Annotated in this window: 12 protein-coding genes; 5 read left to right on the top strand and 7 right to left on the bottom strand. The window is 42.1% G+C overall.

Translation table 11 applies throughout. The annotated features are described in order from the left end of the window. Position 1 precedes the first annotated feature (1 nt). The 4 genes from L3V77_RS23295 to L3V77_RS23310 all read right to left on the bottom strand — a co-directional run bounded on the left by L3V77_RS23295 (position 2) and on the right by L3V77_RS23310 (position 4805). Positions 2 to 874, bottom strand: a complete 873-nt coding sequence (locus L3V77_RS23295; RefSeq protein WP_275137198.1) for a [formate-C-acetyltransferase]-activating enzyme — start codon at positions 872 to 874, stop codon at positions 2 to 4. Then, a complete protein-coding gene (locus L3V77_RS23300; protein ID WP_275137199.1) occupies positions 864 to 3164 on the bottom strand; it encodes a formate C-acetyltransferase in 2301 nt (766 codons plus the stop codon). Before L3V77_RS23300 ends, L3V77_RS23295 begins: the two co-directional genes overlap by 11 nt. A 117-nt stretch (positions 3165 to 3281) precedes the next feature. Next, positions 3282 to 3599 (bottom strand): PTS fructose-like transporter subunit IIB, encoded by a 318-nt coding sequence (locus tag L3V77_RS23305; RefSeq protein WP_275137200.1) that lies wholly within the window; start codon positions 3597 to 3599, stop codon positions 3282 to 3284. Positions 3600 to 3731: 132 nt separating this feature from the next. Next, positions 3732 to 4805: a PTS fructose transporter subunit EIIC gene (locus L3V77_RS23310; RefSeq protein WP_275137201.1), complete on the bottom strand. Its 1074-nt coding sequence runs from the start codon at positions 4803 to 4805 to the stop codon at positions 3732 to 3734. 536 nt (positions 4806 to 5341) lie between these two features. On the opposite strand from L3V77_RS23310, the gene ptsP reads away from it, so the two are divergent. The 5 genes from ptsP (at position 5342) to L3V77_RS23335 (ending at position 12470) form a co-directional block, all read left to right on the top strand. Further along, positions 5342 to 7846 (top strand): phosphoenolpyruvate--protein phosphotransferase, encoded by a 2505-nt coding sequence (gene ptsP, locus L3V77_RS23315; protein WP_275137202.1) that lies wholly within the window; start codon positions 5342 to 5344, stop codon positions 7844 to 7846. A gap of 13 nt (positions 7847 to 7859) precedes the next feature. Then, a complete protein-coding gene (locus tag L3V77_RS23320; protein WP_275137203.1) occupies positions 7860 to 8324 on the top strand; it encodes a heme-degrading domain-containing protein in 465 nt (154 codons plus the stop codon). Between the two features lie 851 nt (positions 8325 to 9175). After that, positions 9176 to 10642 carry a tryptophanase gene (tnaA, locus tag L3V77_RS23325; protein WP_275137204.1) on the top strand — a complete coding sequence of 489 codons (1467 nt, stop codon included), beginning with the start codon at positions 9176 to 9178 and terminating at the stop codon, positions 10640 to 10642. A gap of 110 nt (positions 10643 to 10752) precedes the next feature. Next, positions 10753 to 12006, top strand: a complete 1254-nt coding sequence (locus L3V77_RS23330) for an aromatic amino acid transporter (protein WP_275137205.1) — start codon at positions 10753 to 10755, stop codon at positions 12004 to 12006. Positions 12007 to 12089: 83 nt separating this feature from the next. Continuing rightward, complete coding sequence (locus tag L3V77_RS23335) at positions 12090 to 12470, top strand: RidA family protein (protein WP_275137206.1); 381 nt, start codon at positions 12090 to 12092, stop codon at positions 12468 to 12470. A gap of 86 nt (positions 12471 to 12556) precedes the next feature. Here L3V77_RS23335 and epd read toward each other — a convergent pair whose 3' ends face one another. The 3 genes from epd to L3V77_RS23350 all read right to left on the bottom strand — a co-directional run bounded on the left by epd (position 12557) and on the right by L3V77_RS23350 (position 15819). Continuing rightward, complete coding sequence (gene epd / locus L3V77_RS23340) at positions 12557 to 13576, bottom strand: erythrose-4-phosphate dehydrogenase (protein WP_275137207.1); 1020 nt, start codon at positions 13574 to 13576, stop codon at positions 12557 to 12559. Positions 13577 to 13669: 93 nt separating this feature from the next. Then, the gene (gene pdxJ, locus L3V77_RS23345; protein WP_275137208.1) at positions 13670 to 14401 is read right to left on the bottom strand and encodes a pyridoxine 5'-phosphate synthase; all 732 of its coding nucleotides are present in this window, start codon (positions 14399 to 14401) and stop codon (positions 13670 to 13672) included. A gap of 488 nt (positions 14402 to 14889) precedes the next feature. Next, positions 14890 to 15819: a LysR family transcriptional regulator gene (locus L3V77_RS23350; protein ID WP_275137209.1), complete on the bottom strand. Its 930-nt coding sequence runs from the start codon at positions 15817 to 15819 to the stop codon at positions 14890 to 14892. Between the last annotated feature and the right edge of the window lie 192 nt (positions 15820 to 16011).

Genomic DNA, 16011 nt, shown 5'->3' on the forward strand with positions numbered 1-16011 from the left:
ATTAACCTCCAATGGTAACGTTGTAACCATGAGCCTCTACGTGTCTGCGTATAGAAGCGATTTCGTCTGTGGTAGGAACCGCCACCTTTTCAAGAGCGTATTCCATATGTAGGGTTTGGTATTTACTCGCGCCATATTGATGGAACGGCAATAGATGGATCTCATTTAGTCCAAATGGTTGGATAAAGCTAAGCACCTTATCCACATTGATAATATTGAGTGTGTATCCTGGGATAAGCGGTAAGCGTGGGATAACCTTTACTCCACTTTGTACCAATTGAGTGAACCCCTGTAATACCTTTTCGAGATGAATGCCAGTCACCTGTTTCGCGAGTTTCTGATCCATAATTTTGAAATCAAACAGCACCTCATCACACAGTTTACCTATCTTCAGTAATTGAGCATTACTGCCCTGACCTGAGGTCTCTATTGCGGTGTGGTAACCCAATTCACGCAGTCTCCCAAGCAGCTGAATAACAAAAGGAGCCTGAGAAAGTATTTCCCCACCAGATAGGGTAATGCCTCCACCAGAAGAGCGGTAGAACACTTCGTCTTTGGCTATCTCTTTCAGTAACTCGTTCAAGTTCATGTCATGCCCAACCAATTCAACTGCGCCACTAGGACATTCATCTACATCCATAGAGCAAGTATCACAGTGAATACATTTTGCTTCACGGCGAATCTTCTGTGGCTGATGAGAGCGTGATTCTGGATTGGCGCACCATGGACAGTGAAGAGGGCAGCCTTTAAAGAACACGACTGTGCGGATACCTTCGCCATCGTTTAGTGAATAACGTTGAATGTTGAAGATATGCCCAACAGGTAATGCGTTTTCTACCGGCTGCTCAACCTTGATGCTTGAATTACAACTCATGAGACGTTCTTTGAATAATGTCGTCTTGGATCTCTTTCGACAACTCAACGAAGAAGGCGCTATAACCCGCGACACGTACGACCAATCCTGCATAATCTTCTGGTGTTTCTTGTGCTTTACGCAATGTTTCTGCATTGAGCACGTTAAACTGAATGTGTTGCAGCTTTAGTTTCATAAAGGCACGCAAAAAATCACCCAACTTGGACAAGCCGTTTACGCCATCTAGGGTAGACGGCGTAAATTTAACATTCAGTAAGCTGCCATTAGAGAGCAAGTAGTTATCGAGTTTTGACACCGATTTAAGCACGGCGGTTGGCCCTTGATGGTCTTTACCTAGCATGGGTGAAAGGCCACCATCGGCTAACTGTTCGCCAGAAAGTCGCCCATCTGGCGTCGCACCTACCACTGCACCTAAAGGAACATGCGCGGACACAGTATACGAACCCGGTGTAAATTGGCCGCCACGTGGATTGGAGTATTGTTCTACTTCCTTACAGAAAACCCGCAATAATTCAGCACCGATAACATCGACTTTATCGATATCGTTGCCGTATTTTTCATATTTGTTCGTTAGGCGAGCACGAATCATTTTACCGTTTTCTACGTCGAAATTGTTATCGAGGACCGTAATAAAATCAGAAAAAGACAAACGTTTTTCTTCAAACACGAAGCGTTTAAGTGCGTGCAGGGAATCGGATAAATTTGCGATGCCAATACCTTGAACGCCGGAAAAGTTATAGCGACCTCCGCCATAAGTAACGTCTTTACCCGACTTAACGCAATCGCTGATAAATGAGGATAACAATGGGACGGGGGCCCAATCTCTATGGCCGATATCACAGATGTTCGAACCTTCTACCATCAGTTTAATATAGTGACGCATGTCGTTACGAATTTGATCAACGACGCCGTCATAGCTCACATTCTTATCGAATTGGTTACGTTTTAGGACGAGCTCCATCACTTTAAGTAGGTTGAACATCGCGATATCGTGTAGCCCGTAGGTTTTACCCGGTATAGACAGTTCTACACAACCCACAACAGAATAGTCACGAGCATCTTCGAGAGACACTCCTCGGTTTAGAAAAGCAGGAATAACCACTTCATCGTTAAATATCTGCGGAATACCAGTACCTAGACGAATGGTCTCTGCTGTTTTGTGCATAAACTCCCGGCCCATCAATTCATTCACGCGAACGCCAAGATTAGGTTGTGGTAGCTGTACGCTTTGATAGGCATCTAAACAGAGTGTGGAAAGCTCGTTAACAGCGCTTCGTCCTGTTTCGGTTAATCCTCCCAACAGTATTGTGTAACCCGTCGGAAAACCGGCAAAAAACTTTGCACTGCTAGAAGAGCGAAGTAGCACAATGTCATTGGTCTTTATCCAGAGGCTTTCCAGGTACTCTTTCAAGTATGCTGGGTCTTCACCTTGCTCAATGGATTGACGATAAAAGGGCAGCATATATTGATCAAAACGGCCTAACGAAAGTGAACTTGCGTTTGACTCATACTGCAGAATAATATTCATGTACCAAAATAACTGGCACGCTTCGGGAAAGGTTTCAGGTTTACCCGTCGCTATTTTACCTGATATAGCCGCAATCGAGTGTAGCTCTTTCTTCCTTACTGAGTCATGGCAGGTTTTCGTCATCTCTAGTGCTATTTTTCCGTATCGACGAATATGGCGGATTGACGCCTGAAGAAGGATGACCACAGACTGATAAAAAGGGTTCTCAGGTTGAGCTGCGTCGATAGATTCAAGTTCATCAAGGAGTTTGCCAAGACCATTATTCAATAAACGTTCATAGTCGATGATGATATGGCCCTGACCTTTATCCGTTTGATTGATGCTAAATATTTTTTTCCCTACCGCATCTTTGATCTTTTCTGGTATTTGGCTGTTGATAAAGTCCTTCATGGAGCGTTCTGACCAATAGGGGAGAAGTTCCTCTTTATAAATGGTTTTATCGTGGTCACTGATATAGAACTTATCTTGTGGACGGCTCTCGAAAATATCTAACTCTTTCTCAATCCAATACGGGTCCATCTCTGGTGAAACGATACCCGATCGAGGTTTGATAGTACGGTTACCTGCGACGAGTTCATTATCTCGAATGGAAATGGTGACATTGTCCAAGATATGAGCGGTTGCTTTGGCGCGCCGAAGTAGCGTATGTTCGCCTTCTGTAAGCTTATGACTTTCTGTATACAGCAGAGCACGTTCTAGCGAGATCTCTCTCTGTGCTGTAAAAAGTGTCGATTTGAGGTTTTCGATTCTGACAGTGCTCATGGCAAGCTCCGTAATGGCTAATTAAGGTCGATTTATTGGGCGAGACTTGCATTTTCTCGGCCTTGATTTTCTTATGTTTGCTTGCCTTTGCGGGTAGAAAAGACAAGCAAAGGCTTGCTATGCTGTTGTTAAATGGGCCTCGATTTTATCGATAACCGTTCCAGCTCGTTTAACGGCATCGCTGACTCCAATACGTACCACTAACTTGCCTTCAAATCGCTCCTGATTTTTGATATCGATATCTTTAGTTAAAATCACAACATCTGCCTGCGCGACTTGTTCGGCTGTGAGGGCATTTTCAATGCCAATAGACCCTTGCGTTTCTACATGACAGGTCCAGCCCTTTGCTTTTGCCGCTGATTCGATGGCTTCTGCTGCCATGTAAGTGTGTGCAACGCCAGATGGGCATGCGGTTACTGCTACTAAGTGAGTCATAATAATATCCTGTGATGTAAGACTTTTTACCCAAATAAAGGGTAGTAGAGTAAAAAGTGCATCGTTGTATTTCGAATCGTGAGCGGGTTATCAATCGTAAGGGCTGATAACCCGCTTAATGAATGTGTCCGGTTATCCAATGCTGATATCAAGGTTGATATCGTCAGAGGCATTTTCTTTCGGTGCGCCTATCTTGCGTCGAGCTTTTAAGAAGTTGACTAAAAGCGCGGTAATCAGTGAGCCGACGGCCAAAGCAATGATGAAACCAAAGCGCCCTTCAACGACTGGTAAGACAATTAATCCCCCCCATGCTGCAAAGCATCTCACGCCAAGTAAAGCCGCCGTTACGGCGCCACAAGCGGTACCAATCATGATGGATGGAATCACGCGAAGTGGATCGGAAGCAGCAAACGGAATCGCACCTTCAGTAATACCCATGGTGCCCATTAAGAGAGATGCACGACCTGCTTCTCGTTCGTCCGCTTCGTAGAGTTTTCGGTTAAGGAATGTCGCAAGGCCCATACCAACGGATGGTGTAGCAACCGCGACAGCAGAGATACCCGCCACGTTATAGATACCTTCACCGACACATAGAATAACAAAGGCATACGCGACCTTGTTTACTGGCCCGCCCATATCAAAGGCGATCATTAATCCCATAATAATGGCTAACACCACGATGCTTGAATCTTGCATGCTTTTTAAGAATGCGGTGAGTCCAGCCGTTGCGGCGCCAATTGGTTCACCGATACCCCAAACAATGGCACCTGCAGTAATAAAGGTACCCACAATAGGAATAACAAAAATAGGCATGATGGAGCGAGCAAACGAAGGAACCTTTATTTTCTTCAAGTAGTGGACAACAATACCACCGAGTAGGCCTGCGAAAATGGCACCAAAGAAGCCCGTGTTATACATGTTTGCGCCAATAAAGGCGGCAATAGCTGACGGTGCAAGAGCCGAACGGTCAGCTATCGAATAACCGATATAGGCCGCTAGTATTGGTACCATGAGTTGGAACCCGGCAACACCGATAAAGAAGAGGTCATGCAACCAAGTACCTTCTACAGGTACGGCACCTTCGCCGTTAAGCATGACGGAAGCGGCGAGTAAAATACCACCAGCAACAACAAATGGTATCATATGTGATACACCAGTCATCAAGTGTGACCGGGTGTTTTTGAGTATGGAAATGATGTCGTTCATAACACTGTTCCTTAGAGCACAAAGTTTTTAATTAAAAGAATAGTTAGTTTCAATTTGTTCACGTTTACTCGCTGCGCAGCGTTTGTAATTTTTCCAACCATATATTTGGAGTTGACCATCAAGGTTGTGCTCATAATATAGTGAGTAAATGTGCTATGCAGTTAGAGGATAAATCATCTATTTACTGGATTTTTGTTAGTTATGTTCAGGAAGGTGATCTATGGCTCAAAATTGGGTGACTCGATTTTATTGGCATGAAATTTAATTTATATGATTGTTTTTGTAGGATTTATTCTATTATGGTTTGTTTTTTCCTTGTAAGGAGTGAGATCGATATCTCACAATGAGTAGGATATTTGAGCTTGTTCACAGTTGAATGGACATCTAACAAATGTCCAGTAAAACGAAGGTATGTCCAATAGAGGTGTATTTGATGACGTTATATTGTGTAACGAAAGCATATCAACCTATTCTACTTACGCTCTTGTGATACGTATTGAGGTTTGTAAGATAATCTATTCTGAGGCCAGAATTTCATGAAAACTTTATCATTCTCTTGTGAATTACCAAATGGTGTTCATGCTCGACCTGCTAGCCATGTTGAAGCGTTATGTAACGAATTTAGCGCGGTCATTCAGTGGCAAAATGAACGTACCGGCATCTCTGCAAATGCAAAAAGTGTCCTTTCTCTTATTGGTACAGATACATTGTTGGGTGACCATTGCCAGATCACCATTGAGGGTGATGATGAAGAGCAAGCATTGGAGAGAATTAGTCGTTTTATCAATACTGAGTTTGCACATTGCGATTCTTTACTCGAAGTCGTGGAGCAACAGGTTGGTGATTTTCTTCCTCTACCGCGAAGCTTCACCGCCCTCAATGCTCAAGTTTCTCGAGGCAATGCGGTAAGCGCCGGATTTGGTATCGGTAAACTGATCCGTATTGGTGCTATAAATTTTGACACGTTAGCAGATTTGCCCGAGAACCGTGATATTGAACTCGAGCAGCAGGCGCTATTGCAAGGTATAAAGCAGCTTTTAAAAGCATTCGAACTTCAGTTGAAAACGGCCAGTCATACAGAAGGCGAAGTCGTCAATGCGCACCTTTCAATAATAAAGGATGCTGAGTTCAAATCGGCACTAGAGAGCAATTTAATACAAGGTCGAAGCTGTGCCGATACGATTATTGCGACCGCGAAGCACTTTGGAGAGCAACTGCAAAAGTCGGCGTCTAATTATATGCGTGAACGTGAGTTAGATATACGTGACGTATGCTTTCAGTTGCTGCAGTCTGTTTATGGTGAAGAGCGTTTCTGCAATACACTTAGGTTAAGCGAACCGACAATTTGCATCGCAGATGATTTAACCCCTAGCCAGTTCTTAGAGCTTGATAAAGGTCTATTAAAAGGCCTTATTCTAACCCATGGCGGCAGTACTTCTCATACCGTTATCCTTGCGCGTTCATTTGCTATTCCAACATTGGTTGGTATTGACGAGAGGTCGCTGACAACGATTCTTGGTAATGAGGTTTTGGTGGATGGTATCCTTGGCCTGGTTGCGACAGAACTTGATGAACCGCTTCGACGTTACTATGAGCAAGAGCAGCGAGTTGTCGACATTATTGAAAAACGCCAGAGTCAGTATCGAGATGAAAAAGGGCAGACGCTGGATGGTAAACCGTTAGAAATTGCAGCGAATATTGCGCATTCTGTTGAAGCCCAAGCGGCATTTAGTAATGGCGCGGAAGCGGTAGGGTTGTTTCGTACTGAGATGTTATATATGGACAGGTCGTCTGCACCAGATGAAGATGAACTATACAATATATTTTGTCAGGCGTTAGAGGCCGCCCAAGGTAGATCTATCATAGTGCGTACCATTGATATTGGCGGTGACAAGCCTGTTGATTATTTGAATATTCCCGCCGAGAATAATCCGTTTCTTGGTTATCGTGCTGTGCGTATCTATGAAGAATTTTTGGAATTGTTTAAAGGTCAGCTACGCAGCATACTTCGTGCGTCAGCACATGGTTCATTGAAGATTATGATTCCAATGATCTCTTCGTTGGATGAGATATTGTGGGTAAAAGACATTCTGGCTGAGGTACGCAAGGAGCTCCGAGCCGAACAAATTCCATTCGATGAAAAAATTCCATTGGGCATCATGATGGAGGTTCCGTCCATTGCCTTCATTATTGATCAGTGCTGTGAAGAGATAGATTTCTTCAGTATTGGTAGTAATGACTTAACTCAGTACCTGATGGCAGTAGACCGAGACAATGCGAAAGTAACGAAACACTACAATAGTTTAAACCCAGCCTTTTTAAGGACGCTTGACCATGTTGTACGTGAGGTACATCGACATGGGAAGTGGGTAGGTTTGTGTGGTGAGTTAGGTGCAAAAGGTTCGGTTCTTCCTCTGCTTGTTGGTTTGGGTTTAGACGAAATAAGTATGAGCGCACCAAGTATACCTGCGACCAAAGAGCGTATCGCGAATCTAGATAGCCGTGACTGTCGTCAGTTATTGAATAAGGCGATGAACTGTCGCACCTCGTTAGAGGTAGAGCATCTGTTAGCGCAGTTCCGCATGCATCAGTCTGATGCCCCGCTTATTTCACAAAACTGTATAACCCTGGATAACGATTTACGCAGCAAAGAAGAGGTGATAAAAACACTTTCAGATAACTTGTTTTTGGCTGGGCGTTGTCGATATCCAACGAAACTTGCGGATGACCTGTGGGCTCGTGAAGATGTATTTTCCACGGGGTTGGGGTTTGGTTTTGCGATACCGCATACCAAAAGCGAACATATAGAACAATCAGCCATCAGTGTCTCTCGCCTTGCTAAACCTATCCAATGGGGCGATGAAGAAGCTCAGTTTGTCATTATGCTGACATTGAACAAGCATGCCGCGGGTGATCAACACATGAAGATATTTTCAAAGTTAGCCCGACGAATTATGCATGAAGAATTCCGTCAAAACTTGATGAATGCAAGTTCAACCGAAGAGATAGAAAGTATGCTAAAAACTGAATTGGAACTATAAAGAGGATACCGTAATGTCATCATTGCTCGAACAGATCTTGGAACAGGAACAGCGCCTTCAGTTTACGTATTTTTCTCATCAAAGAGCGTGGGAGCTAGGCTGTGCTCTAAAAGACGCCGCAGAGAATAAAAAGGTAAATGTTGCTATTGATATTGCGATGAATGGCCTCTGTATTTTTAGTTTCGCCATGCCAGGAACCCGGATTGATAACCTTGAATGGATCCGGCGTAAAAAAAATGTGGTCAATCGCTATCAAAATAGCTCTTGGTATATAGGCAACTACTACAAGAACAAAGGTGTTTCGATAGAAGAGAGCTCGCTCGTCGATGGTAAAGAGTATGCTCCTTTTGGTGGCTGCTTCCCTCTGGCCATACGTAATGTAGGCGTAGTAGGGACGATTACGGTGTCGGGTCTTCCTCAGGAAGACGATCACCAATTAATCGTAGATACCTTAACGACTTTTTTATCTAAGCTATAATCCGTCCATATCACTATCTGAAAAGGTGCCTATGTCTGGCACCTCTCTTTTTTCAACGTCAAAAATCCTTCCAAATGATTCACTTTTGCAAGCTAAGTAAGTGTGTAATCAACACGAATGTCATTCCGCCGACCACTCTAGATATCCCTATCCAAAGGGTAAGGGCAATACGTATAAATAAGCGGTTTGTGACGGAGCACTTGTTACTCTAAATAGAGGTGAATACTTTTCCTGTTTTGATCACATTTATCAATGCTGGGCATATATTTATCAAATTACCTACAGCATAATAATTGTGAATTTAAAGCATCGCTTTTCTTAAGTGGGAACATATAATGAACATGTACCTTAAATCTCAATATAGTTCAGAGCCAGCATTGCTCGCTTGGTATAATATTGATCACATTCTCTCCTTTCATTTATCTTCAGAATAACTTCTAGAGACGTTCCTACGTCGCCTTAAAAATTTCGGTAACATTTGACAACTAATTTATTTTATTGATTTTTTTAAATCAACGGGCTTATATATATAAAATATGGCGCATTGGTCTAAATCATTTGTTTTAATAAAGAAAAAGCCAAAAGTTATCTAGAATAGCCGTTGCAATGCAATGGGAAAATATAGACAGACAATACCTCTTTCAATCTCTATAGTTTAGATTGCGAGATTATTTATGCCTATATATATCGAAAGCAACTCTTGTATTTAATATCTCGTTATTAGTATGTCGCGATTAATTCGGTTGAATTTTTATACGACTTATTTAAAAGATAGATAATAATAACGAAATTGTTCGTAACTAATTTAATCATGGTGAAATAACACCATGTAACTATATAAAGGCATTATTATGGAAAACTTTAAGCATCTACCAGAACCATTCCGCATTCGTGTAATTGAACCTGTTAAACGTACTACACGTGAGTATCGTGACCAAGCAATTATTAAAGCAGGTATGAACCCATTTTTGCTTGACAGTGAAGATGTATTTATTGACCTTCTTACTGACAGTGGTACAGGTGCAATCACGCAAAAAATGCAAGCAGCAATGCTTCTTGGTGATGAAGCATATAGCGGCAGTCGCAGCTATTATGCATTGGCAAACGCAGTAAAAGATATCTTCGGATATGAGTTTACAATCCCGACTCACCAAGGTCGTGGCGCTGAGCAAATTTACATCCCTGTTTTAATCAAGAAACGTGAAATGGAGAAGGGTCTTGACCGTACTAAGATGGTCGCTCTATCTAACTACTTCTTCGATACAACGCAAGGTCATACTCAAATGAACTGCTGTGTTGCGAAAAACGTATATACAGAAGAAGCATTTGATACTGCTGTAAATGCAGATTTCAAAGGTAACTTTGACCTAGTTAAGTTAGAAGAAGCGATTCTTGAAGCGGGTGCAGCCAACGTACCATACATTGTGAGCACCATTACTTGTAACTCTGCTGGTGGCCAACCTGTTTCTATCGCAAACTTAAAAGCTGTGTACGAAATTGGACAAAAATATGACATTCCAGTCATCATGGATTCCGCTCGTTATGCTGAGAATGCTTACTTCATTCAACAGCGCGAAGAAGCATACAAAACGTGGACGATTGAAGAGATTACTTTTGAATCTTACAAGTACGCTGATGCACTAGCGATGTCAGCGAAAAAAGATGCCATGGTACAAATGGGTGGCTTACTTTGTTTCAAAGATGATTCTCTAATGGACGTATATACTGAGTGTCGTACTTTGTGTGTAGTGCAAGAAGGTTTCCCAACTTACGGTGGCCTAGAAGGCGGCGCGATGGAACGCCTTGCTGTTGGTCTTTATGACGGAATGCGTCAGGAATGGCTAGCATATCGTATTGGCCAAGTTCAATACCTTGTAGATGGATTAGAAGGTTTGGGCATTGTTTGTCAACAAGCCGGCGGCCACGCTGCATTCGTTGACGCGGGCAAGCTACTTCCACATATCCCTGCGGGTCAATTCCCTGCACATGCTCTTGCTTGTGAGTTATATAAAGTTGCGGGTATTCGCGCGGTTGAGATTGGTTCTCTATTGCTAGGTCGTGATCCGGCTACTGGTAAGCAACACCCTTGTCCTGCTGAACTACTACGTTTGACTATTCCACGTGCAACATACACTCAAACGCATATGGATTTCGTAATCGAAGCATTCCAAAAAGTAAAAGAAAATGCAGCAAATGTGAAAGGTTTAGATTTCACTTACGAGCCAGCTGTTCTTCGTCACTTTACTGCGCGTTTACAAGAAGTTGACGCGGTACAGAAAGCGGATAAATCAGAAGAAAAAGTTCTCGAAAAAGCTTAATTGCTATAAAAGAGGTACCCATATGGGTGCCTCTTTACCTAAACAGATAATAAAATAATACGTTTTAGGTATGTAGTCCAATAACGTGAAATAACAAGAGTGAATGAAATATGGAACAGAGTTCTACGTTTACATCAAATGATAAAGCTGCGGAAAAAAGCCCTTCACTGATTGGTGGTGCATGCATTATCGCCAGTGTTTGTGTTGGCGCTGGTATGTTAGGCCTACCAAGCGCAGGAGCGGGTGCATGGACAGTATGGTCAATTCTTGCCATTACATTAACAATGATTGTGATGACAGTATCGGGTTGGATGTTGTTGGAATCATTCAAGCATTATGACTTAAAGGTATCGTTTAATACGGTAACTAAAGATATGCTTGGTGACAAAATCAACATGTTCAATAACCTCGCGGTTTATTTTGTAGGAGGGATATTACTTTATGCTTATATCACATCTTCAGGCCTTATCCTTCAAGATACTTTGAATCTAGATAGTAAAATAGCTTCTATCTTATTTGTGTTAGTTTTTTCCGCCTTTGTATGGCACTCCACCAGAGCAGTAGACAGAATTTCAGTTGTTTTGATCTTATTCATGGTCTTAAGTTTTGTGTTTGGTGTATCAGGATTAGCAATTAAAGTCGATATGTCGATACTGTTCGACACTATCAACGCGGAAGCGAACTACGCGCCTTACGCTTTAGCAATGCTACCAGTGGCGTTAACCTCGTTTGGTTATCATCATTCGGTTGCTTCTATGCGAGCTTATTACGGAGATGAAACAAGAGCGAAGTACGCCATATTGATCGGCACAGTAATCGCGCTGAGTTTGTACTTTTTGTGGTTGTTTAGCATCTATGGAAATCTACCAAGAAGCCAGTTCGGTCCTATCATCGAGCAAGGCGGTAATGTAGATGCGTTGCTGACGGCATTAGGTTCAGTTATTGAATCTGAAAAAGTAGCCAATGCGATTAATACCTTCTCAATGGCGGCAATCTTGTCTTCTTTCATTGGTGTTGGACTTGGCGTGTTTGACTATTTAGCAGACTTATTCAAGTTTGAAGATACTAAGCAAGGCAGAGCAAAGACTTGGTTGGTAACCTTCTTACCACCGCTTGTTTTATCGCTGCTGTTCCCATTCGGTTTTGTCATCGTCATTGGCTATGCTGGTGCTGCGGCAACAGTTTGGACGTGTATCATTCCTGCTCTTCTCGTCAGAAAAGCACGTATGTTAGAGACTGGAGAAAAAGGGTTTAGAGCACCTGGTGGTCAAGTTATGATCTATCTTGTTATGGGTTTCGGCGTGCTAACTGCCGTGTTCCATATCATGTCGATGTTAGGTTTTCTTCCTTCGTACGTGGGATAGTCAGAATTAGGTAAACGTATCAATAACTAGCTGGTTATCTAACAATATAGATAATCAACCTCTCAAATAAATAGGAAAGTAAAATGGTTGCGATTAAAACATCCGGTGCGCCTGCAGCAATTGGTCCGTACGTACAAGGCGTGGATTTGGGCAGTATGATCATTACATCAGGTCAATTACCTATCAATCCAGAAACAAAAGTAATGCCAGATGATGTTGCAGATCAAGCCACTCAATCGTTAGAAAATGCATTGGCGATAATAACTGAAGCTGGCTTAACGGCGAAGAATATTGTCAAGACAACGGTATTTGTAAAAGACCTCAATGATTTCGCACGCATAAATGAGGTTTACGAGGTGTTCTTCAATAAGCATGACGCGCCATTCCCTGCACGTTCTTGTGTTGAAGTGGCTAGATTACCTCTAGACGCGCAAATCGAAATTGAAGTTATCGCTGTTCGGTAGGTTCTTACGTCTTAGTGAAATAAGTCGTTCTAATAAAGAGTGCAACCCAATTCGGTTGCACTCTTTTTTTGTTTTGTTGGTCGAGTCTAATGAAACATCGCGAGAGCAGTATCGAGCATTCGATTAGCAAAACCCCATTCGTTATCACACCAAACCAGCATTTTAACTAAATGCCCATTGCTTACCCGAGTCAAGGTTCCGTCGACGATTGCACTGTGAGGGTCATGATTAAAGTCACTGGAAACTAACGGTACTTCAGTATAATCAACAATACCTCGCAATGAATACCTAGAAGCCTCTAATATGGTTTGATTGATTTCATCAATATTTGCACTAGCGTGGATTGTGACGCTTAGGTCCATGGCAGTGACATTGACGGTGGGAACTCTGACAGAAATAGCTTCAAATTTGTCAGAAAATTTGGGAAATATCCTTCCAATGCCTTTGTGAAGTTTTGTATCGACGGGAATAATCGAATGACTCGCTGCGCGGGTTCTGCGAAGGTCTGAATGGTAAGCGTCAATGACGGGTTGATCATTCATAGATGAATGAATCGTAGTGATGGTGCCGGACTCGATGCCGAAGCTTTCATCCAATATTTTAATGATAGGCACAATGCAGTTGGTTGTGCACGAGCCGTTTGAAACAATGTTATGTTCCGGTTTCAGCGTCTGGTGGTTAACGCCGTAGATGATCGTGTTATCCAAATCGGTCGAGCCGGGGTGTGAAAATAGAACCTTTTTTGCACCCGCAACGATGTGTTTTTCGCCATGAGCTTTGTTGCCATACACACCAGTACAATCCAAAACGATGTCAACCTTGAGATCCTGCCAAGGAAGCGGTTCTATATCGGCAAAATGAAAAATGCGGACAGAATCAACGCTATTATTTTCGCGGTGAATAAACAGATGACGCTCGTCATAAGTGACGAGATTCTTAAAACGTCCGTGAGTGGAATCATATTGTAACAAATGAGCCATTGCGTTTGGTTCTGCAAGTTCGTTTACCGCGACTATTTCAATGGTCTTATGTTTATCGCTTTCATACAAAGCCCTGAGAACGTTTCTTCCTATACGGCCGAAACCATTGATGGCAACTCTAATCATCTTTACATCTTCCTTCAACTTAACGTGTTACGCAGGTATTAATAATTCGCTCTCATCAGTATCTTCTCAAAAATGATGATAAGGACGTATATATTACCGGCGCGCTATAGCAATGATTTCTTTCATGTTAGAAACCGCTTTGCTTAGTCCATCAAAGGCTGCACGACCAATAATAGAGTGACCAATGTTCAACTCATAGATATTCGGAAGGGCAGCAATCGCAGCGACATTGTGATAAGTGAGGCCATGACCTGCATTCACAATAATACCGAGACTGACGGCATAGGTTGCTGCAGTCGAGATTTTTTCGAGTTCAATCTGTTGGTCGTGCTCTGTTTTGGCGTTGGCGTAATGGCCGGTATGCAGCTCAATAAATGGTGCTCCACACTCTTTGGCAGCAAATATCTGTTCATTATCCGCGTCTATAAATAGGGAAACGTGGATACCTGCCTGACAAAGGGTTTGTGTGGCAGCTTTGACTTTATCTAACTGGCCTTTGACGTTTAATCCGCCTTCAGTCGTTAGCTCTTCTCGTTTTTCAGGAACGAGGCAGACAAACTCTGGTTTTACTTCTAGCGCAATTGTCACCATTTCGTCGGTAACGGCCATCTCAAGATTCATACGAGTTTGAAGGGTGTCACGAAGAATACGAACATCCCTGTCTTTTATATGGCGTCGATCTTCTCGTAGATGGACGGTTATACCATCTGCACCTGCTCTTTCTGCTATTTCAGCAGCATGTACGGGGTCTGGATATTTAGTACCACGTGCATTTCGTAGTGTGGCAATATGGTCAATATTGACCCCTAATAAAACTGAGCTCATTCTGTTACTCCATTTTTGATACTGGAATTGATAGGTGTTGTGTTAAAATAGGATGATAAATGCGATTTATTATCGATTATATATACCTTGTTCATCGTGATTTGGTGCGGCTATAAATAGACAGTTAGCAAAGGTAAGGCAAAATAGAATTAACAACGGTATTAAAATGACCACTTACAAACATTGAAAAACAAATTGAAAATATAAAATAACTATAATTTGTTGTAATTATTAATGGATGTAGGTTGTTTTTTGTTGGTGAGGAATCACCGAAGAAAAGATTAAATAGCAGAAATGCGCGCAGAAATATTATAGTCGATATTAAACCAAGCCAATTGCATTGGCTCCAACACTGTTTTTTGACGTGTCATCATTTGTATAATCCTAACAATGCCTATTTGTGTTCTCTATTGTATCGGGCAAGGAATAACATACAAATAATTCCCATGAAAACGTGAACACGTATACGTTTTCACAATCGGGATTCTTTAGAAACGGTTTCTGCGCATTTCCATTACAATATATTTCGACGTTTCGATTAACTTTTCTCTAAACCATTGATGACTCGGGTCGTGGTTGAACTTCTTTAACCAGATAAGATAATTTGACATCTTTTTGTAGTCAAAAGGAGGGCTAAAGATCTGCAATTTCAAATGCTCTTCAAATTGCAACGCTATCGATAATGGGACGACAGTAACGTAATCTGATTGGCTACAAAATAGCAAGTTATTGAATATTGATCGGCCATGATACGCGACCTTCCGCTTGCTAATATCTATGTTGGTATAGTGTCCAAGGCTGCGTATTTTGTTTCTAGTTCTTTCTAACACAACATGGGTTTCGTTCATATATTGAGATTCTGTCAGTTCGCCTTTAATCCGGGGATGATCTTTTCGGCAGACAATGACGAAGTCACTTTCAAACAATAATGTCGACTCTATGCTTGGATGATTTGGCGGGAATATATCGACCATAACGTCGAATTTTTGTGTAAGTAAATCGTTGTACATCTTGTCATCATCATCGGGTTGGTCGAAGACTTCTAAGCTGATACCTTTATTTTTTTTGTTAGCAAACCTATTGAGGAAAAACCATTGAAGGTGCTCGGGTGCCGTCATGAAAAATTGCCGATTTGAAGCCTCAGGGTCAAATTCTCCGAGGGCCTCAAATACTCGATTAAGTTGTTGAACGGGTCCTTGAATCTGCTCGTATAAGTTTGTTGCATAAGCTGTTGGTGCTACACCTCGTCCACTCCGGATAAACAGATCTTGCCCTATCTCATTTTTTAGTCTTGCTAACGAGGTACTGATCGTGGACTGGTTAGTACTCAAATGCTCTGCGGCCTTACTTAAACTACCGTGTTCCATTACGGCAGCAAATACGGCCAACAAGTTAAAATTTGGAATATCGTTGCTCATAGGTTGCTGTTCTTCTTCCGTTACACACCCCAATACTAATCAATCGTGAAAGCGATGTATAGGTCGATATCGCACATAAAAATAGGCTATGTGACGACTATTATCGGCGAAATTGTTGTTTTATTTCGTTGAATTTACATAATTCATCGTAATTACGATGAATTGAATTCGGATTAGCCTGTGGATTCATAG

The organism is Vibrio sp. DW001 (assembly GCF_029016285.1).
Classification (GTDB): Bacteria; Pseudomonadota; Gammaproteobacteria; order Enterobacterales; family Vibrionaceae; genus Vibrio.

Excerpts from the sequence above, each read along its gene's own strand:
- L3V77_RS23295 (WP_275137198.1), bottom strand. The coding sequence starts at position 874 with ATGAGTTGTAATTCAAGCATCAAGGTTGAGCAGCCGGTAGAAAACGCA.
- L3V77_RS23300 (WP_275137199.1), bottom strand. The coding sequence starts at position 3,164 with ATGAGCACTGTCAGAATCGAAAACCTCAAATCGACACTTTTTACAGCA.
- L3V77_RS23305 (WP_275137200.1), bottom strand. The coding sequence starts at position 3,599 with ATGACTCACTTAGTAGCAGTAACCGCATGCCCATCTGGCGTTGCACAC.
- L3V77_RS23310 (WP_275137201.1), bottom strand. The coding sequence starts at position 4,805 with ATGAACGACATCATTTCCATACTCAAAAACACCCGGTCACACTTGATG.
- ptsP (WP_275137202.1), top strand. The coding sequence starts at position 5,342 with ATGAAAACTTTATCATTCTCTTGTGAATTACCAAATGGTGTTCATGCT.
- L3V77_RS23320 (WP_275137203.1), top strand. The coding sequence starts at position 7,860 with ATGTCATCATTGCTCGAACAGATCTTGGAACAGGAACAGCGCCTTCAG.
- tnaA (WP_275137204.1), top strand. The coding sequence starts at position 9,176 with ATGGAAAACTTTAAGCATCTACCAGAACCATTCCGCATTCGTGTAATT.
- L3V77_RS23330 (WP_275137205.1), top strand. The coding sequence starts at position 10,753 with ATGGAACAGAGTTCTACGTTTACATCAAATGATAAAGCTGCGGAAAAA.
- L3V77_RS23335 (WP_275137206.1), top strand. The coding sequence starts at position 12,090 with ATGGTTGCGATTAAAACATCCGGTGCGCCTGCAGCAATTGGTCCGTAC.
- epd (WP_275137207.1), bottom strand. The coding sequence starts at position 13,576 with ATGATTAGAGTTGCCATCAATGGTTTCGGCCGTATAGGAAGAAACGTT.
- pdxJ (WP_275137208.1), bottom strand. The coding sequence starts at position 14,401 with ATGAGCTCAGTTTTATTAGGGGTCAATATTGACCATATTGCCACACTA.
- L3V77_RS23350 (WP_275137209.1), bottom strand. The coding sequence starts at position 15,819 with ATGAGCAACGATATTCCAAATTTTAACTTGTTGGCCGTATTTGCTGCC.